We start from the raw sequence: 18,594 nt of genomic DNA on the forward strand, positions 1-18,594 counted from the left end.
ATTATACTCAGCCTTTAGATTCCCATAGGTACCATATACAATCCAGTATCTTCATCCTGCTTTACAATGACATCTACACCATATATTGCTTTAACCATCTCTTCTGTTATTACATCATTAGGATTACCTTTCGTAATGATCTCTCCATCTTTCATAACGATAATATGGTCGCTATAACGAATGGCTTGATTAATATCATGTAATACCATTACAATCGTTAATCCATACACTTCATTTAACTCTTTCACTAATTCTAATATTTCTAGCTGATAGTAAATATCTAAATAGGTTGTCGGTTCATCTAAGAAAATCATTGGTGTATTTTGAGCTAATGTCATTGCGATCCAAACTCGCTGCCTCTCTCCACCGGATAAAGCATAGATTGGCTTATCACGCTTACTTTGTAAATTCGTACATACTAGTGCACGCTCTATCGCTTCTCTATCTTCATCTGTTTGCGGAGAGAAAATATTTTTATATGGCATACGTCCAAAGCTTATTAGCTTTTCCACTGTAATATCTGCTGGAGCCTCATTTTGTTGGTGGACAACTGCTAGCTTTCTAGCAAGCTCTTTCGGTTTATATTCACTAATCGCTTTCCCATCAAGTATTACTTCTCCACTGCTAGGAACGTGATTTCTAGACATGACACTAAGTAATGTTGATTTCCCGCATCCATTCGGGCCAATGATTGTTGTAATTTTCCCAATTTCTATTTCACTACTAACAGACTTTAAACGATTTGTTACGTTATCGTATGAAAAGGTTACATTTTTAATTTCCATGAACTTTATCACTCTTTCTAAGCAAGAATATTAAGAATGGACCACCAATAACCGCCATAATTGTTGCTGCTGGAATTTCATTAGGTGGCACAATTAACCTTCCAATCGTATCCGCTGTCAAAATTAATAACGCCCCTGCAAGAGCAGAAAATGGAATTAATACTTTATGGTCTGAACCGACCAATTGTCTTGAAATATGCGGAACTAGTAATCCTACAAAAGCAATAACACCTGCAATCGCTGTTGATACTGCCGCTAAGAGTACTGCAATGGCAGAAATAATAAGACGAACTCTCGTCACGTGCAAGCCTAAGTTTTTCGCAGTCTTATCTTGTAGCGATAATAAGTTACACCAAGCTCCTACGAACAGAGCAAGAATAAGACCAATCGTTCCATAAGTCACCATTATTTCTACATCGCCCCACGTCTTCATTGTTATGTTAGAAGTCGTCGTTTGCTTAATACTTTTAATAAAATACCCACAAATCGTAACGAATGATTCATTTAATCCAGTAAACATCGCATTAATAGCAATACCAATTAAAATAATGCGAAGTGGGCTTAACCCTGACTTCCATGAAAACGAATAAACGAGATAACACGCAAGCGCACCACCTAAAAAGGCGAATACGGGGGTCCAGAAAAAGAATTGCGGGAACAAAGTAATAATAACGAGTGTCATAAAACTTGCTCCTGAAGATATACCGATTACCCCAGCATCAGCGAGTGGATTCTTCATAACAGCTTGAAAAAGCACCCCTGAAACAGCAAGAGCCGCTCCAGTGAACAGCGCAATAATAATACGCGGGAAACGTAAATCTTTAATGACTTCAACATCTTCATTTCCACCTGTAAATATCCCTTGTACAAGTTCAACAATACCTACTTCTAAACTCCCTTTCATCGCTGACAATGATGTCATAACAATGAGCAATGCAGTAACAATGAGGAAACTCCAAGTTTTTTTATTCATTCTACTCTTCCTTTATATTAAAATGCATCACGGATACATCATTTTTTTCAATTCATCTAAAGCTTCAATTGCTGCTAAATTGCCTGTCGTTCCAAATAAACGCTCTTCTAAATCATAAACACGGTTATTTTTAACCGCAGCAAAGTGTTTCCAAATATCATTTGTTTTAAATTCTTTATCAAACATTTTTACAACCTCATCAGGCATACCATGAGCTGCTCGTAAAATAATATCTGGATCGGCTTTCTTTAAATACTCTGTATTAGAAGCTAAATATTCTACTTGTTCACCTTGCACAATATTTTTACCACCTAATTGTTTCACTAAATCTCCAATATAAGAATGCTCTGTTGCTACTAAATAACTTCCCGGCACACCTAATAAAATAAGCACTGTCGGTTCTTTCTTTCCTTTTACTTCCTTTTGAATGCTAGCAACCTTTTTATCTAACTTAGTTACTACTGCTTCAGCCTGTTTTTCACGTCCATATTTCTTACCTAAATCGCTAATAGAACTTTGCATATTTTTTAAACTCGTTAAATCTAAAAAGGTTGCTTTCATACCCACACCATCAAAAACTGGCTTTAATTCGTATTCAAGTGTTGTCACAGATAACACTTCTGAAGGCTTTAATGACTTTACCTTTTCCATATCTGGACTCATTGGATTCCCAACTTCAGGTAAACCTTTATATCGCTTTGGTAAAGTTTTAGAACTTGTTGGAACACCGACTAAATCTACTTCTAACGCATCCATAATTTCAGTAACAGCCACTGTTGTTGCAACAACGCGCTCCTTACTCTCACTCTTTACCTGCTTTGCTGTTTCTTTTTTTGGTGATGAGCACCCTGCTATACTCATTAACAAAATGATAGCCATTAGTACACTTACGATTTTCTTCACTCTCAATCACCACTCCCTTCCATACAATATGAAACAAGTCTTGATGCACGCGAACATGCATCAAGACTCCAAAAATTACAATCTACCTGCTCTATATTTACGAACTAGTAAAGCAAGTGAACCTAGCAGTAACACCATGTATAAACCAAGTTGTGCTGTATCTGCAGTTTTTGAGTTTTTCTCTTTTTTTGAATCATTTTTTGTATCTTCTTTTTTCTTCTGACCATCTGCATTTCGGTTAAAATCAGGAGTACCTACTGTTTTTATATTATCTACTTTCGGTGTAGTCACTGGATTTTTCGGTTCATTTTTCGGTTCCTCTTTAATAGTTCCTAACGCGCCGATATTATTTGTATCAAATTGAATTTGTACATCGTAGAAATGATGGTAGTTCATCTCATCGATGTCTACCTTTACTTTTGCGTTTAATTTTTTAAATAGATCTTCTACTTCAAACTGTACTACTCGCGTATTTGCATTTTTATCTTCGCTTACTACTTTCGCATCAGCGAATAGTTCCTTGTTTTCCGTTTGGAATTTCGTAATCCACGCACTATTTTTCAGCGTCATCTCAATGTATTTTTTACCATCTTTTACGATTAATTTCGCTGGATTTACAACATAGTCATTCATCTTTGAAATCTCATCTGTTTTATCTTTTAATACTTTAAATGTAATATCATATTGGCCATCTACTAAATTTTTCGGATCAACTATTACTTTCGGGTTATTATTTCCACCTTGGTTGTCATTCCCGTCTTGGTTGTCGTTTCCACCTTGGTTGTCATTCCCGCCTTGGTTGTCGTTTCCTCCTTGGTTGTCGTTTCCACCTTGATTCCCTAAAGCTTTAATACTGTCTTGATCAAATACAAATTGAACATCGTAGAAATGGTGATAATTCATTGAATCAATATCTACTTTTACTTTTGTATTTAATTTTTTAGACAAATCGTTTACTTCTACTTCTACTACTCTTGTATTTTGTTCTTTATTTTCACTTAACACTTTTGCATTAACGAAAGAACCATTCTTCTCAAATTCAAATTTCGTAATCCATGTACTATTTGTTAATGTAAACGATACGTATTTCTTACCATCTTTTACTTTTAATACACCTGGGCTTTTTGTGTATGTGTTCATCATTGAGATTTCATCTGTTTGATCTTTTAACACTTTAAAGCCAATGCTGTATTCACCATCTTTAAGAGCTTTTGGATCAATTGTTGTGTTATTATCTTGGTTATTGTTTCCACCCTGATTGTCGTTTCCGCCTTGATTGTCGTTTCCGCCTTGATTGTTGTTTCCACCTTGGTTGTTGTTTCCGCCTTGATTGTCGTTTCCACCTTGGTTGTTGTTTCCGCCTTGATTGTCGTTTCCACCTTGGTTGTTGTTTCCGCCTTGGTTATCTAACGGCTTAATGCTACCTTTATCAAATGCAAATTGAATATCGTAAAAATGGTGATAATTCATTGAATCGATATCTACTTTTACTTTTGCATTTAACTTTTTCGATAAATCTGGTACTTCTACTTCCACTACGCGTGTATCAACTTTTTTATCTTCACTTATTACATTTGCATCAACAAACGAACCATTTTTCTCAAATTCAAATTTTGTAATCCAAGAACTGTTCGTTAACGTAAATGATACATACTTCTTACCATCTTTTACTTTTAGCACACCTGGACTTTTTGTATATGTGTTCATCATTGAAATTTCGTCTGTTTGATCTTTTAACGCTTTAAAATTGATGCTGTATTCACCATCTTTAATTGTTTCAGCATCTGGTTTTTCTGCTTCTGGTTTTTCTACTTCTGGTTTTTCTACTTCCGGTTTTTCTACTTCTGGTTTTTCTACTTCTGGTTTTTCTACTTCTGGTTTTTCTACTTCTGGTTTTTCTACTTCTGGTTTTTCTACTTCTGGTTTTTCTACTTCTGGTTTTTCTACTTCTGGTTTTTCTACTTCTGGTTTTTCTACTTCTGGTTGTTTCTCTTCATTTTTAATTTGTTCAAGTTTATCTTGTTCAAATAAAAGTTGTACATCATGCGTTTGCTTATAATTTCTTGATGCCATTTCGATAAATACTTTTGTATTTAGTTTTTTAGACAAATCGTTTACTTCAAACTCTACTACTCTTGTATCTTTTTCCTTATCCTCACTCACTACTTTTGCATCAACAAATGCGCCATCTTTTTCCGTTTGGAAATTTTTAATTAATGAGCTACTTTTTAATGTTACAATTGCTTTTTTCTTACCGTTTTCTACTTTTAATATTCCTGGATTTACCATGTAAGTATTCATCTTAGATTCTTCATCTGTTTGATCTTTTAACACTTTAAATGGAATGCTGTACGCACCATCTGTAATTGTGTTAGAATTTGGTTGTTGATCTGGGTCAGGCTTTTGGTCGGGCTTCTGACCTGGATCGGTAGTTTCATTTGGATCTGGCTTATTAGCTGGGTCCTCTTTTTCATTTGGTTTTTCTACATGAATTGGTGTAATGCTATTTTGATCAAATGCAATACGAACGTCGTACTCATGATGATAATTTAAAAAATCAATATCTACTTTTACTTTTGCATTTAATACCTTCTCTACATCTTCTACATCAAATTCTACTACTCTTGTATCTTTTTCTTTATCTTCACTAATTACATTTGTCGCAACTAGCTTACCTGCTTTTTCTGTTTCAAACTTCGTAATCCATGAACTATTCGTTAATGTAAAGGATACTTTCTTTTTCCCATCCTTCACTTTTAAAGTTCCCGGGCTTACTGAATATTGATTCATCATTGATTCTTCATCTGATGTATCTTTTAAAACTTTGAAGCCAATTGAATATTCACCGTCAGCCAACTTGGTAGCTGCTTGAACTGCAAGTGGTTGTAATGTTGATACGAATGTAAATATCATTAAAAACATAGCAACAATAATTTTTGTATACCTGTTCAATGGAACGACTCTCCCTTTTGAAAATTATTTAATACTATTCCCATCAAATACAAAGCGAATATCATACGAAGCATTATAATTAATAATTGGAATATTAATTTTCACCTTGCCATTTAGTTTTTTTGACAAGTCAGCAACTTCAAATTCTACAACTCTAGTATTATCTTTTTTGTTTTCACTTAACACGGTTGTTTCTACAAATTGACCATCTTTTTCTACTTGGAAACTTTTAATAGAAGCACTATCTTTCACTTTAAATGAAACATATTGTTTTCCATTTTTAACTGTTAATGTTGCTGGGCTTTCAAAATAACTATTCATTCTAGACGATTCATCTTTATCGCCTTTCCATACAGTAAAAGCAATATTATATTTTCCATCAGCTAGTTTTGTAGCAGCCTTTGCATCTTGTAAACCTAGTGTTGCGATAAACGTAAATAAAACAGCAAATACGGCAATAATCATTTTAAATTGTTTAAACATATATTCATCACCCTTCAAAAGATTTATTTACTCAACTTCACTTTACGAATTAAGAAAGCACCTGAAATAAGAATTAACGCTGCAAACAATCCAATACGTGCTTCATCGCCTGTTTTTGGGTTATCTGTTTTTTCAGCTTTTCCATTTTCATTTTTTGTTTCTTTGTTCACTTCTTTAGCTGCTTCCTTATTCTCTACTTTTGTTTTCTCTTCTTTTACTTGTGTATCTGTTTTCGCTTGATCATTATTTTTTGTAGTAGCAGCTACGCCGTTATCGCCACCTACAGCTTTTACATTTGCATCAAAAGCAAAACGAATTGTGTAGTGGTGGTCATAGTTTGCATTTGGTACAACAACATGAATTTTTACAGCTGCCGGTTTGGATAAATCATCTACTTTAAACTCTACTGTTCTTTTATCTGCCGATTCATCTTTACTAACAACTTTCGCATCAACAAAATTCCCGTTCTCTGGTGCTTTAAATTCTGTAATCCAAGCACTATGATTCATCGGAACTTGTACTCTCATCTCACCGTTTTTCACTACTAATTTTGCTGGCTTTTCAAAATAGTCATTTGCCATTGAAGCTGAATCATTTTCCGCTTTTTGAATTACGTAATTAATATCGTAAGTACCATCAGCTAGTTTTGCTGAAGCATTTCCGTATGGCATTACAAGAAAAGCTAGCATACATACGAACGTTATAATAAAAGCGGGTAATACAGAAACCTTTTTCATTTTTCTTGTTTCCTCCTTGGTTATCTTTCATTTCACTTTTTGAAAATGATAATTATTCTCAATTTATAAGAAAAAAATAATCTCTTTTACCTATTATTTAATTAGCATTCTTTTATGTAACATAAGTATTATTGATTATCATTCTCATTGAATATTAAAAATAATATCTCACCCTATTCCTTATACAAAGGCATAGAAACTGAGAAAAAATTATAAAACTTTTTTATTGATTATCATTCTCAATATAAATCAAAAAAAATAAACTATCTCTTCGCCCCTTCTTTCACCTCTTCCCATAACAACACTATAGTTATAGAAACCCCTTATCCCTCACTTCCCTTCCAATATTTCCACAACTAAGTCAATCTTAGCCTACTCATAAATTTTTTGTCAACTATATTACGTATAAAATTTTTAATATCTGAATTTCTCTATATATGGCTTTTTCTACAAAAAAAGAGACTTTCTATTATAGAAAGCCTCTTTTCTCTATTTTTCTACAGCAATTTCCTGCTTTTGAAACTTAGAAACTATATAACCAAATCCTATACCGATTATGCCTGGAACTAACCAACCAATTCCTACACTATATAATGGAATCTTATCTAAAATAGGTGCTAGCGCTGCAATTTGAAGGTTTGCATTGTGTAACCCATCAAAGAAACTGATTGCAAATGCTCCTACAATCCCCCCCACATACATCGCTAATGGAAGACGAACGTAGTTTTCAACAAGTGATAATACGATAAGTACGATTCCAATTGGATAAATAGCGATTAAGATTGGTAATGCTAATGCATTTAACTGAGTTAACCCAAGATTTGCTACCATAAATGCTAATACACAGAAAATGAAAACGACTTTTTGATAAGAAAGCTTTGGTAATAAGGAAGAGAAGTAATCACCACAAGCTGCAACAATACCTACAGAAGTTGTTAAACATGCTGCTGTAATTGCGATCCCTAGTAATAAAGTTCCGTAACTGCCAAATAAATGCTTCACGACATTTGTTAAAATAATTCCTCCGTTTGCGCCCATTCCAAGTGACACACTAGAAGCTCCAAGATAAGCAAGCGCTAAATACACAAGTAGTAGACCAAGCGCTGCAATAAATCCTGCAAAGATTGTTACTTTTGCAATACTATTTTTATTTGTAATGCCTTTTTCTTTTAACGCATGAATTACAACATTTCCGAATACAAGTGCTGCAAGTCCATCTAAAGTTAAATATCCATCAATAAATCCTTTAAAGAGAGGAGCACTATACACTTCTGTCGGTGCACCAAATTCTCCAATTGGTGTAATAAGTGCTTTACCTACGATAATTGCAATAACAGCTAATAATATTGGAGTTAGCACTTTACCAATACGCCCCACTAATTTCGAAGGATTTAAAGCTAAATAGAAAGTTACTGCAAAGAAAATAAGTGTAAAGATAACAAGTGGATATGACTGACCTGCTATCTCACTTGGTAAAAACGGTGCAACACTCATCTCATAAGCTACTGTTCCTGTACGCGGCACACTTACGAATACGCCTAAACATAAATAAATGGCAGTGATAAAAACAAGTGCGAATATAGGATGTACACGTCCTGCTAGCTCATTAATATCTCCCTTTAAAGCTATAACAATTACGCCTAATAAAGGTAGTCCAACGCCTGTTACGATAAAACCAAACAGCGCGATCCATACGTCCGTTCCAGCACCTTGCCCTAACGCTGGTGGAAAAATCATATTACCTGCACCAAAAAACAGTGCAAATAACATTAAACTTATTGCAAACATCTCTGAAAACTTTAAAGATGATTTCATTTCTACTAACCTCCTAAAATAATTAATTGACAAAATATTCTGAAATATAATCCGTCACATATCCTCTTTCAAGCATACTTCCCCGTAAAAGAACGCAAAAAACACCCGTCCCTAACAAAGGGACGAGTGTTGAAATCGTGGTTCCACCCTTATTCTAATAAAATGAATTTATAGCAAAATAAGCTCATTTTATAGCTCGTGTAAATTGATAACGGTTTTATCCGTCAAGAATTACAATGCATCATGCATGCAGTTCACTCTTGAAGTTTAGAGGTGGTAAGCTTGTCTTTTCGTATTAGGAAGCTCACAGCCTAAGGCTCCCCTCTCTGAGAATCGTAAAATACAACTCATGTCCTCATCATTACTTTTATAAAATATCTTGTCGAAACTTGTTGTTTTTTATTATATGGGCTATTTTTTAAAAAATCAATAGTTTTATTTTTTCTGACAAAAAAATATAGGGAGAAAATTTTTCCTCCCTATAACTGCCCTTTTAATATCTCTAATTCCTCAGTTGCAATGTTCCGCCATTTTCCTACTCCAAGCTCATTTAGCTCTATATTCATAATGCGCACTCGCTTTAGCTTTATTACAGTAAATCCGAAAGCACGACTCATTCTACGAATTTGCCTGTTCATTCCTTGCGTTAAAACGATACGAAATGTTGATTGATCGACTCTCGTCACTTTGCACGGCTTCGTCATACCATCTTTAATCTTTACACCGCTGGACATCTCATCAATAAACCAGTCCGTAAAAGGTTTATCGACTGTGACAACATATTCTTTCTCGTGTTCGTGATCACCGTGTAAAATTTGATTGGCAATCGCGCCATCATTCGTTAATAAAATAAGTCCTTCTGATGCTTTATCTAATCGCCCAACTGGAAAGATTCGCTCTGGGTAATTGATATAATCAATAATATTATCTTCAATATGATCAGCTGCTGTACAAGTAATTCCGACTGGTTTATGGAATGCGATATACACTTTTTCTTTCTCTTCTTTTACAATAACTTGCCCATCAATCGTTACCCTATCACCATCGCTCACGAGTGCACCGTGCGTACATATTTCGCCATTAATAGCCACGCGTCCAGCTTTAATAAGGCGATCTGTTTCACGTCTTGAGCAGGATTTTGCTTCGCTTATGTATTGGTTGATTTTCATGTTTTGTTCCTTTTCATATATAATAAAAACGTCAATCTATGGCAATATCATTATGCCACGATTGACGCTTTTTCACTTCGCAAAAACAACTAAATAAATAACCCCAATCACCAAAAATATTCCACAACAAGCTAACAATACTTTTGCAAGTTTGTCCATAAACATATAATGGTTTCCCCTTTGTTTCGTTGTTTTCTATTTTAATTCGACAACTGTTACGCCTAGGCCTCCCTCGCCCATGTCACCGTAACGGTAATTCTTCACGCCGCGGTGCTTCTTCAAGTAATCTTGTACACCTTGGCGAAGCGCTCCTGTTCCTTTACCGTGAATGATTGATACACGAGGATAACTTGCAAGCTGGGCATCGTCTAAATATTTTTCAACGCGCATCATTGCATCTTCATAACGTTCACCGCGAAGATCAAGTTCCAATGAAACGTGGTAATCTCTACCCTTCACACTTGCGACTGCTTTTTTCTCTGTTTGTTTCGGTGTGTTAATGTATTCCATATTAGATTCTTTTACTTTCATCTTCAGAATACCGATTTGTACGCTCCACTCTGTATCGCTTACTTTTTCAAGTAATTGACCTTTTTGACCGAACGTTAATACTTTTACTTCATCGCCTGCACGTAACTGTTGTTTCGGCGCAGTGTTTTTCACGTTTACTTTTTGCTTCTTCACAAGCTCTGGCGCTGTTCCTTCTAGACGGCTCTTCGCTTCAATAAGCTCATGGTCTTTCACATTTACAAGCTGTGCTTTACGCAATTGACGAAGTTCTTGAATAATACCTTCTGCTTCTTTCTTCGCAGCTTCGACTTTTTCTTCCCCTTCTTTTTGCGCTTTTAATAGTTTTTCATCACGCTCATCGTTAAATTCAATAATTTGACGTTGCAACTCACGATGAAGTTTCTCAGATTGTTTGCGAAGTGCCTCTGCTTCATTCCAGTCACGCTCTGCGTTCTTCTGGCTCTCTTCTAACTTCGCAATCATATTTTCGATTTTATTTGTATCTGTACTAATGTGGTTACGGGCTTGGTCAATAACGCGATCAGATAATCCAAGACGCTTCGAAATTTCAAAGGCGTTACTACGACCTGGTACACCGATTAATAATTTATATGTTGGGCTTAATGTGTTCACATCGAACTCAACACTCGCATTAATAACTTGCTCACGGTTGTATCCGTATGCTTTTAATTCTGGGTAATGCGTCGTAGCAACAACGCGAGCACCGCGATTACATACTTCATCTAAAATCGAAATTGCTAGTGCAGCACCTTCTTGCGGGTCTGTTCCAGCACCTAATTCATCGAATAAAACTAAGCTTTCAAAATCAGCTTTTTCTAAAATATCTACAATGTTCACCATATGTGAGGAGAACGTACTTAAACTTTGTTCAATCGATTGCTCATCACCGATATCAGCAAAGATATTTTTAAATACACAAATCTCTGATTCATCCATTACTGGAATGTGAAGGCCAGATTGCGCCATTAATACACAAATACCAACCGTTTTCAGCGTAACTGTTTTACCACCTGTATTCGGTCCTGTAATAACAATTGTCGTGAAATCTTTACCTAACATAATGTTATTTGGCACGATAATTTCTGGATCGATAAGCGGATGACGTGCTTGTCTTAAATCCATGTAACGCTTGTTATTTACGATTGGTTTCGTTGCTTTAATTCGCTTCGCATAAAAAGCTTTCGCAAAGATGAAATCAAGATTTGCAACTACTTCTACGTTTGATAAAACGATATCGGCTTCTACTGCCACTTCTTCCGTTAACATTAATAAGATGCGTTCGATTTCTTGTTTTTCTTTCACTCGTGCTTCTTGCAGTGCGTTATTTAATTCTACAATGACTTGCGGTTCAATAAATAACGTTTGTCCAGAAGCAGATTGATCGTGAACAATACCACCATATACGCCGCGGTATTCTTGCTTTACTGGTATTACGTAACGTTCGTTACGAATCGTTACAATCGAGTCAGACAACATCTTTTGCGCGTTTGAAGAACGCGTCATATTTTCTAACTTTTCACGAATACGGCTTTCCGCAGTACGAATTTGAGTACGAATACCACGCAGTTTATCACTCGCGCTATCGACTACTTCACCGCCATCACCGATGCAATTTGTAATTTTCTTTTCTAAATCATATAAAGATACAATTTGAGCGACATGAGTTTCTAAAATCGGAAGCTCGACACCGTTATCAACCATATCTTCAATGAAACGTTTCATATTACGACTACCATACATCGTATTCGCAATATCAAGTAGTTCATTCGGGCTTAACATACTTCCAATCTTTGCACGCTTCACATTTGAACGAATATCCGTAATGCCACCTAATGGTGCACTACCTTTTAAACGAATGACTTTCGCTGCTTCATCCGTTGTATCTTGCATTTCTACAATTTCTTCAAAATCAGTGCTCGGCACTAAATGCTTCACTTTGTCACGACCAAGTGAAGATGCTGTATGTTCAAGTAATTGTTCTTTTACTTTATTGTATTCTAATACACGCAACGTTCTTTCTAACATGTTGCAGGTCCCCCTTGTGTTACTTATTACGTTTAATATAGTCTAATAAACGTTCAATATCCCACGTGTTAATCACGTTATCTTTTTGAATCCAACCTTTACGTGCTGCTGCTACACCTGTTTCCATATCTTCTAACATTTCAAGCGTATGAGCATCCGTATTAATCGCTACTTTCACACCAGCATCTTGTGCTTGTTTTAATAATTTCGCACTTAAATCTAGACGGTTCGGATTCGCATTTAATTCTAAAACTGTATTTGTTTCTTTTGCGAGTTCAATTAATAAATCTGTATCTACATCATAACCCTCACGACGCCCGAGAAGACGTCCTGTCGGATGGGCAATCATTGTAACATGTTTATTCTCAAGTGCAGTACGCAGACGCTTCATAATCGTTTCACGGTCTTGTGAGAAGCTAGAGTGAATCGCTCCAATGACATAGTCTAATTCTTCTAATACTTCATCATCAAAATCAAGCGAGGCATCTGGTAAAATGTCCATTTCAATTCCGCGTAAAATTGTAATGTCTGGATACTTTTCATTCATACGTTCAATTTCTTTCGCTTGCTCACGAAGACGCTCTTTCGTTAAACCATTCGCTACTTTTAAGTATTGCGAGTGATCAGTAATCGCCATAAACTTATATCCACGAGCACGGCACGCTTGTACCATTTCTTCAATAGAAAAAGCACCGTCACTCCAAGTTGTATGCATATGTAAATCACCTTGTATATCGGAAAACTGAATTAAGTTCGGATACTCTTTAATTAATTCAATTTCTTTTCCATCTTCACGCACTTCTGGCGGAATAAATGGCAGACCGAAATGAGCAAAGAAGTCTTCTTCAGTCTCAAATGTTTTCACTTCACCTGTTTCTAAGTTCTCTACACCGTACTCACTAATTTTCTCGCCTTTATCTTTTGCGATTTGACGCATTTTTACGTTATGGTCTTTTGATCCTGTGAAATGGTGAAGTGTTGTAATAAACTCTTCTGGTTTTACTAAGCGGAAATCAATTGAAATATCATATTCATATTGAAGACGAACAGAAACTTTCGTATCCCCACTTGCGATTACCTCAATCATATTATCGAATTGTAGTAAATGCTCACGTACCGCTGCTGGTTCTGTAGTTGCAATGATAAAATCTAAATCTTTCACTGTTTCACGAACACGGCGCAAACTACCAGCGCGAGAGAAACGAATTACTTCAGCAATATTCGACAATTTCTCCTCTATTTCCCCGGCAATAGGCAATACCATCGCAATTGGTAAACGCTCTGGACGAGAGCCTACTTGATCGATTGCTTCTAATATTTTCTCTTCTGTCTTCTTACCGAAACCAGCTAAAGCTTGTACTTTATTTTCCTCACAAGCAGCTTTTAACGTCTCCATATCAATAACGCCTAGCTCTTTATATAACTTAGCCACCTTTTTACCACCAAGACCTGGTAGTTTTAATAACGGCAATAAGCTACTTGGTACTTCTTTTTCAAGTTCTTGTAATACTTCAGATGTTCCCGATTCTATATATTCTTGAATAACGGCTGCTGTTCCTTTTCCGATGCCTGGAATCTTTGTGAAATCTTCAATTTCAGAAAGACTACGATCGTCACTTTCTAATGCTGCTGCCGCTTTACGAAATGCAGATATTTTAAATGGATTCGCACCCTTTAGTTCCATAAAAAGCCCGATTGTCTCTAATAATTTGATAACTTGTTTTTTATTTACTTTCATCATTGCCCCGCCTTTCTTTCATAGAAAAAAACTTCTCTTTCCGAAAAAAGAGAAGTTATACTCTGCTACCTGTCTGCCATAGTTCCTTCACCTTTTCAGATAGAATCGGTGTATCGTCTACAATTATTTTGCTAATTGATGATTTTTGTAATGGTGTTTGTACTTGTTCAATCGGAAGTATGTTTCCAATGATAATTAAGACAAACAAAATAATATATACTTCTAAAAATCCGAGGATTGCCCCCGCAAACGCATTTACTTGCTTTAAAACCGGTATTTCTGCAAACATATTTAACAAATTACCAAGTAATGAAAGTGCAATTTTAGTGATAATAAACAATATGATAAACGCAAGCGCTTGATAAAATACTGTCTCAATATTATTTGCATCAATCCATTCTGGAACAGATACGTTTTTATCAAATGGATACGGAATAAATTTCGCAAGTGCTGGCGCTAAATCTTTACAGTACCAGTATGCAACAAGGTATGCGATAATAAAGCTTGTTAACTTTACAAGTTGCAGAATAAACCCTCTGCGTAAGCCGAGGAAAAATCCCATAACAAGCAGTAAAATGATAATAATATCAATCATGTTATTCCATTCCTTTTTTTGTCATACTTTCTTTCAATTTCTCATGTTCTTCTTTTAATTTTATGTAATCGTGTATGACGTTTACCGCCGTCAATACCGCTAGTCTACTCGTGTCAAGCGAAGGATTCTTGGCATTGAGTTCGCGCATTTTATCATCCACAATCGCTGCTACCATGCGGATATGACTTGTACTTTCATCGCCAACAACTGAATATTGTTGACCATAGATTTCTACATTAATTCGACTTTTCTTTCCCTTTTGTTGTGACAACTCACCGGCCTCCAATCACGTACAGAATCCTAAAGTTTATCATACCATGAACCTTCATAATATGGAAACAGAAAGAACAATCCGATATGATAAAAATAACAATATAAAAAAAGGGGCGACCATTATGTCAAATTCTATCGTAATTCAAACAAATTCTACAGTAATTGAAGACATGAAACAACAATATAAACATTCGCTTAGCCCGAAAACTCCGCAAGGCGGGATCTTCATGGCAAAGGTACCATCTTGCACGATTACAGCATATAAATCTGGAAAAGTAATGTTCCAAGGAGGCCGCGCTGAAGCAGAAGCTGCTCGTTGGCAAACTGTCTCTCAAACACCAAAAACAGCTGTAAAAAAATCTGTCGATTCCCATCGTTATGCGCCGCCTGCTTCCATCGGTACAATGTCTATTGTAGGGTCTGATGAAGTTGGTACGGGAGATTTCTTTGGACCGATGACAGTCGTTGCTGTATATGTGGATGCGAAGCAAATTCCACTACTAAAAGAACTTGGTGTAAAAGACTCTAAAAACTTAAATGACGATCAAATTACTGCCATTGCGAAACAACTTCTACACGTTGTTCCTTACAGCTCTCTTGTCCTTCATAATGAAAAATATAACGAGCTATTTGATAAAGGAAACAACCAAGGTAAGTTAAAAGCCTTGCTACATAATAAAGCTATTACAAACTTATTAGCGAAAATGGCACCTACAAAACCTGAAGGCGTCTTAATCGATCAATTCACACAACCTGATACATACTATAAATATTTAGCAAAACAAAAACAGGTACAGCGTGAAAATGTTTATTTCGCTACGAAAGGTGAAAGCGTCCATTTAGCAGTAGCCGCTGCTTCTATTTTAGCTCGCTACTCATTCGTAAAACAGTTTGACGAACTAAGTAAAAAAGCTGGTATGCCACTTCCAAAAGGTGCTGGTAAACAAGTTGATATCGCTGCTGCTAAATTAATTCAAAAGCTTGGTAAAGAACGATTACCCGAGTTTGTGAAACTGCATTTCGCTAATACGGAGAAGGCGCTTCGCTTATTAAAATAGTATCGACAAAAACAGGAGCCTACAAACTCCTGTTTTTTGTTTCATCCTACTATTGTCCTTATAGTTTTGTTACAATTATAATATACAGATTATTCCAACATAGGAGGGGATCTACATTGCTACTTCTACAAATGATTCTAAATATTTTACTAGGTGATCCACATGAAAGACAGTTCGAAATTAGGGAAAACATTCAGCTACTAAGTGAACAACGAGAGTTCAACGATTTAATAGAGCGTTATGGTCGATCTTTTTCATTAAACTTTCGGATCCGCAGGTTTATCGGGAAACACGATGCCCGCTTGTTAATACATAATCCAGCAAAACTACAACACTTCTGTGAGGAACTTGAATGTATGATTAGAAAAAGGAGGTTTTTCATATGAACGCTGTAAAAGTAAAAACGGTACTTTATGCTTTCGTACACATCGTAGGTCCTCTTTCTTACTTCACTATTTCTACCATTTGGGGAGCTTTTTTCACTACTAAATCTACATTTGAAAATATATCTGATAATCTTGGCGTGATGGCCATCTATTACGTGTTCATAAGTTTACTGTGGTTTTTCTATTTCGATCGATTAGACAAAGATGTCGATAACATTACAAAAGAAATTAACGATAAGAAGATGTAATACATGAAAAAAGGAGAGTCGCCAAGACTCTCCTTTTTTATGTTAGCTTCGTTTCTGCTTCTTATTTGATGAAGGTACTTTATGTGAACCTGTTTCATGTGTCGTCGTTCCTTGTCCTTCTACTTCTGGAGAACCAAGGCTTGACCTTGAATGATCTTTTTTCACTTTTTTACTCATTTATATTCACCCCTTCGCGTTACTTTTTGCTACGGGGTCATAAACTATGCAAACAAAAAAGCGAGAGGAAATCCTCTCGCTTTTTTCATATTTTAGAACTCAGAAGAACCTGGAGTTCTTGGGAATGGAATTACGTCACGGATGTTAGCCATACCAGTGATGTACATTAGGAAGCGCTCGAAACCTAGACCGAATCCAGCGTGTTTTGTACCGCCGTATTTTCTAAGTTCTAAGTACCACCAGTAGTCCTCTTCGTTCATACCTAATTCTTTAATTCTGTCTACTAAAACGTCCATTCTTTCTTCACGTTGACTTCCGCCGATTAATTCGCCGATGCCAGGAACTAGAAGGTCAGTAGCAGCTACTGTTTTTCCATCTTCATTCATACGCATGTAGAACGCTTTAATGTCTTTCGGGTAGTCAGTTACGAATACAGGGCGTTTGAAGATTTCTTCTGATAAGTATCTTTCATGCTCTGTTTGTAAGTCAATACCCCATTCTACTGGGTATTTGAAGTCAGCACCTGATTCTTGAAGTACTTTAATTGCTTCTGTATATGTGATGCGACCGAAGTCAGAGTTAATCACGTTGTTCATACGCTCTAGAACTGTTTTATCAACGAAGCTGTTGAAGAAGTCCATTTCTTCTGGTGCATGCTCTAATACATATTTCATTGCATATTTCAGCATATCTTCTGTAAGATCCATTACATCGCCTAACTCAGCGAATGCAATCTCAGGCTCAACCATCCAGAACTCAGCAGCGTGGCGAGTTGTGTTTGAGTTTTCCGCACGGAATGTAGGTCCGAATGTATATACATCACGGAATGCTAATGCATACGCTTCAGCGTTCAGCTGTCCACTTACTGTTAAGTTTGTTTCTTTACCGAAGAAGTCTTTTGATTCATCAACTTGTCCGTCTTCACCTTTTGGTACGTTGTTTAAATCTTGTGTTGTTACGCGGAACATTTCGCCAGCACCTTCTGTATCACTACCAGTGATGATTGGTGTGTGAACATGTACGAATCCACGCTCTTGGAAGAACTGGTGAATCGCAAATGCTGCGATAGAACGTACGCGGAACGTTGCAGAGAATGCATTTGTTCTTGGACGTAAGTGAGCGATTGTACGTAAGTATTCAAACGTATGACGCTTCTTTTGAAGTGGGTAATCAGAATCTGATAAGCCCTCGATATCAATTTTTTCTGCTTTAATTTCAAATGGTTGCTTCGCTCCAGGCGTTGCAATTACTTTACCTTCTACTTTCACTGAAGAGCTAAGTGGCAGCTTTGCAATTTCTTTAAAGTTCTCTAATTCTGTATCGAAAACGATTTGAACGCTTTTGAAGAAGCTACCGTCGTTTAATTCGATGAAACCAAATGCTTTTGAATCACGTAAGTTACGAATCCACCCTGATACTTGTACTGTTTGACCTGCATACTTTTCTGTATCTCTATACAGACTTTTTACTAATGTGTTTTCCATAGTGAAATTCTCCTTTGCTGATATATTTAAATACAAAAAAACCTTTCATCCATAAAGGGACGAAAGGTTAAACTTCGCGGTACCACCCAATTTGTCATAAAGACCAACTTTAACTCGTATGTAATACATACTTCCCGGTTTGTAACAGGCCGGCTTCCCGTCTAAGTCTACTCTTGAATACAAAATTCAATTTCGGTTAGCAACTCCAAGGTGTTCTTCACATATACCGCCTCATCAGGCTCTCACCGCCCCTGACTCGCTT

Annotated in this window: 17 protein-coding genes and 2 other annotated features (1 of these 19 only partly in view); of the genes, 3 read left to right on the forward strand and 14 right to left on the reverse strand. The window is 36.2% G+C overall.

Features of this window, described 5'->3' with window-relative positions; all coding sequences use genetic code 11:
- Window positions 1-14: 14 nt before the first annotated feature.
- The 12 genes from JFU02_RS13975 to zapA all read right to left on the reverse strand — a co-directional run bounded on the left by JFU02_RS13975 (window position 15) and on the right by zapA (window position 14,977).
- Window positions 15-785 (reverse strand): ABC transporter ATP-binding protein, encoded by a 771-nt coding sequence (locus JFU02_RS13975; protein ID WP_061666235.1) that lies wholly within the window; start codon window positions 783-785, stop codon window positions 15-17.
- Window positions 775-1,758: a FecCD family ABC transporter permease gene (locus tag JFU02_RS13980; protein ID WP_001036848.1), complete on the reverse strand. Its 984-nt coding sequence runs from the start codon at window positions 1,756-1,758 to the stop codon at window positions 775-777. The genes JFU02_RS13975 and JFU02_RS13980 overlap by 11 nt, the downstream gene beginning before the upstream one ends.
- Before the next feature lie 27 nt (window positions 1,759-1,785).
- Window positions 1,786-2,667: a heme ABC transporter substrate-binding protein IsdE gene (gene isdE, locus JFU02_RS13985; protein ID WP_001264110.1), complete on the reverse strand. Its 882-nt coding sequence runs from the start codon at window positions 2,665-2,667 to the stop codon at window positions 1,786-1,788.
- A 69-nt stretch (window positions 2,668-2,736) separates the two neighbouring features.
- Window positions 2,737-5,613, reverse strand: coding sequence for an NEAT domain-containing protein (locus tag JFU02_RS13990; protein ID WP_201071150.1), 2,877 nt, complete (start codon window positions 5,611-5,613; stop codon window positions 2,737-2,739).
- 24 nt (window positions 5,614-5,637) lie between these two features.
- On the reverse strand, window positions 5,638-6,096 hold the full coding sequence (locus JFU02_RS13995; RefSeq protein WP_000476164.1) for an NEAT domain-containing protein: 459 nt from the start codon (window positions 6,094-6,096) through the stop codon (window positions 5,638-5,640).
- Between the two features lie 23 nt (window positions 6,097-6,119).
- Window positions 6,120-6,833 (reverse strand): heme uptake protein IsdC, encoded by a 714-nt coding sequence (isdC, locus tag JFU02_RS14000; RefSeq protein ID WP_061666232.1) that lies wholly within the window; start codon window positions 6,831-6,833, stop codon window positions 6,120-6,122.
- A 489-nt stretch (window positions 6,834-7,322) separates the two neighbouring features.
- Window positions 7,323-8,648: a branched-chain amino acid transport system II carrier protein BrnQ6 gene (gene brnQ6, locus JFU02_RS14005; protein WP_098315818.1), complete on the reverse strand. Its 1,326-nt coding sequence runs from the start codon at window positions 8,646-8,648 to the stop codon at window positions 7,323-7,325.
- A 115-nt stretch (window positions 8,649-8,763) separates the two neighbouring features.
- Window positions 8,764-9,019: a binding site (T-box leader), on the reverse strand.
- A gap of 108 nt (window positions 9,020-9,127) precedes the next feature.
- Complete coding sequence (locus JFU02_RS14010; protein WP_086405858.1) at window positions 9,128-9,817, reverse strand: 23S rRNA pseudouridine(2604) synthase RluF; 690 nt, start codon at window positions 9,815-9,817, stop codon at window positions 9,128-9,130.
- A gap of 195 nt (window positions 9,818-10,012) precedes the next feature.
- The gene (locus JFU02_RS14015) at window positions 10,013-12,373 is read right to left on the reverse strand and encodes an endonuclease MutS2 (RefSeq protein ID WP_086405857.1); all 2,361 of its coding nucleotides are present in this window, start codon (window positions 12,371-12,373) and stop codon (window positions 10,013-10,015) included.
- Between the two features lie 19 nt (window positions 12,374-12,392).
- On the reverse strand, window positions 12,393-14,111 hold the full coding sequence (gene polX / locus JFU02_RS14020) for a DNA polymerase/3'-5' exonuclease PolX (RefSeq protein WP_000867517.1): 1,719 nt from the start codon (window positions 14,109-14,111) through the stop codon (window positions 12,393-12,395).
- A gap of 55 nt (window positions 14,112-14,166) precedes the next feature.
- Window positions 14,167-14,706, reverse strand: coding sequence for a CvpA family protein (locus tag JFU02_RS14025; RefSeq protein WP_000565409.1), 540 nt, complete (start codon window positions 14,704-14,706; stop codon window positions 14,167-14,169).
- Between the two features lies 1 nt (window position 14,707).
- A complete protein-coding gene (zapA, locus tag JFU02_RS14030) occupies window positions 14,708-14,977 on the reverse strand; it encodes a cell division protein ZapA (protein ID WP_000082701.1) in 270 nt (89 codons plus the stop codon).
- 124 nt (window positions 14,978-15,101) lie between these two features.
- Here zapA and rnhC point away from each other — a divergent pair, with 124 nt between their 5' ends.
- From rnhC to JFU02_RS14045, 3 genes are all read left to right on the forward strand, one after another.
- Entirely contained in the window at window positions 15,102-16,037 is a 936-nt protein-coding gene (rnhC, locus tag JFU02_RS14035; RefSeq protein WP_061666229.1) for a ribonuclease HIII, read from the forward strand.
- 116 nt (window positions 16,038-16,153) lie between these two features.
- Complete coding sequence (locus tag JFU02_RS14040) at window positions 16,154-16,423, forward strand: hypothetical protein (RefSeq protein ID WP_061666228.1); 270 nt, start codon at window positions 16,154-16,156, stop codon at window positions 16,421-16,423.
- Window positions 16,420-16,671: a hypothetical protein gene (locus JFU02_RS14045; RefSeq protein WP_061666227.1), complete on the forward strand. Its 252-nt coding sequence runs from the start codon at window positions 16,420-16,422 to the stop codon at window positions 16,669-16,671. Before JFU02_RS14040 ends, JFU02_RS14045 begins: the two co-directional genes overlap by 4 nt.
- Window positions 16,672-16,713: 42 nt before the next feature.
- On the opposite strand, the gene JFU02_RS14050 is transcribed toward JFU02_RS14045, so the two are convergent.
- Together JFU02_RS14050 and asnS are read right to left on the reverse strand one after the other, a co-directional pair.
- Entirely contained in the window at window positions 16,714-16,848 is a 135-nt protein-coding gene (locus tag JFU02_RS14050) for a YuzL family protein (RefSeq protein WP_000039592.1), read from the reverse strand.
- Window positions 16,849-16,940: 92 nt separating this feature from the next.
- Entirely contained in the window at window positions 16,941-18,332 is a 1,392-nt protein-coding gene (gene asnS, locus JFU02_RS14055) for an asparagine--tRNA ligase (protein ID WP_000432189.1), read from the reverse strand.
- 52 nt (window positions 18,333-18,384) lie between these two features.
- Window positions 18,385-18,594, reverse strand: a binding site (T-box leader) (it continues 42 nt past the right edge of the window).

It is taken from the genome of Bacillus sp. TH13 (assembly GCF_016651175.1).
Taxonomy (GTDB): Bacteria; Bacillota; Bacilli; order Bacillales; family Bacillaceae_G; genus Bacillus_A; species Bacillus_A thuringiensis_S.

Coding starts and splice junctions, on each gene's coding strand:
- JFU02_RS13975 (WP_061666235.1), bottom strand. CDS start 785: ATGGAAATTAAAAATGTAACCTTTTCATACGATAACGTAACAAATCGT.
- JFU02_RS14010 (WP_086405858.1), bottom strand. CDS start 9,817: ATGAAAATCAACCAATACATAAGCGAAGCAAAATCCTGCTCAAGACGT.
- JFU02_RS13995 (WP_000476164.1), bottom strand. CDS start 6,096: ATGTTTAAACAATTTAAAATGATTATTGCCGTATTTGCTGTTTTATTT.
- JFU02_RS14025 (WP_000565409.1), bottom strand. CDS start 14,706: ATGATTGATATTATTATCATTTTACTGCTTGTTATGGGATTTTTCCTC.
- brnQ6 (WP_098315818.1), bottom strand. CDS start 8,648: ATGAAATCATCTTTAAAGTTTTCAGAGATGTTTGCAATAAGTTTAATG.
- JFU02_RS13980 (WP_001036848.1), bottom strand. CDS start 1,758: ATGAATAAAAAAACTTGGAGTTTCCTCATTGTTACTGCATTGCTCATT.
- JFU02_RS14045 (WP_061666227.1), top strand. CDS start 16,420: ATGAACGCTGTAAAAGTAAAAACGGTACTTTATGCTTTCGTACACATC.
- polX (WP_000867517.1), bottom strand. CDS start 14,111: ATGAAAGTAAATAAAAAACAAGTTATCAAATTATTAGAGACAATCGGG.
- JFU02_RS14050 (WP_000039592.1), bottom strand. CDS start 16,848: ATGAGTAAAAAAGTGAAAAAAGATCATTCAAGGTCAAGCCTTGGTTCT.
- rnhC (WP_061666229.1), top strand. CDS start 15,102: ATGTCAAATTCTATCGTAATTCAAACAAATTCTACAGTAATTGAAGAC.
- JFU02_RS14015 (WP_086405857.1), bottom strand. CDS start 12,373: ATGTTAGAAAGAACGTTGCGTGTATTAGAATACAATAAAGTAAAAGAA.
- isdC (WP_061666232.1), bottom strand. CDS start 6,833: ATGAAAAAGGTTTCTGTATTACCCGCTTTTATTATAACGTTCGTATGT.
- asnS (WP_000432189.1), bottom strand. CDS start 18,332: ATGGAAAACACATTAGTAAAAAGTCTGTATAGAGATACAGAAAAGTAT.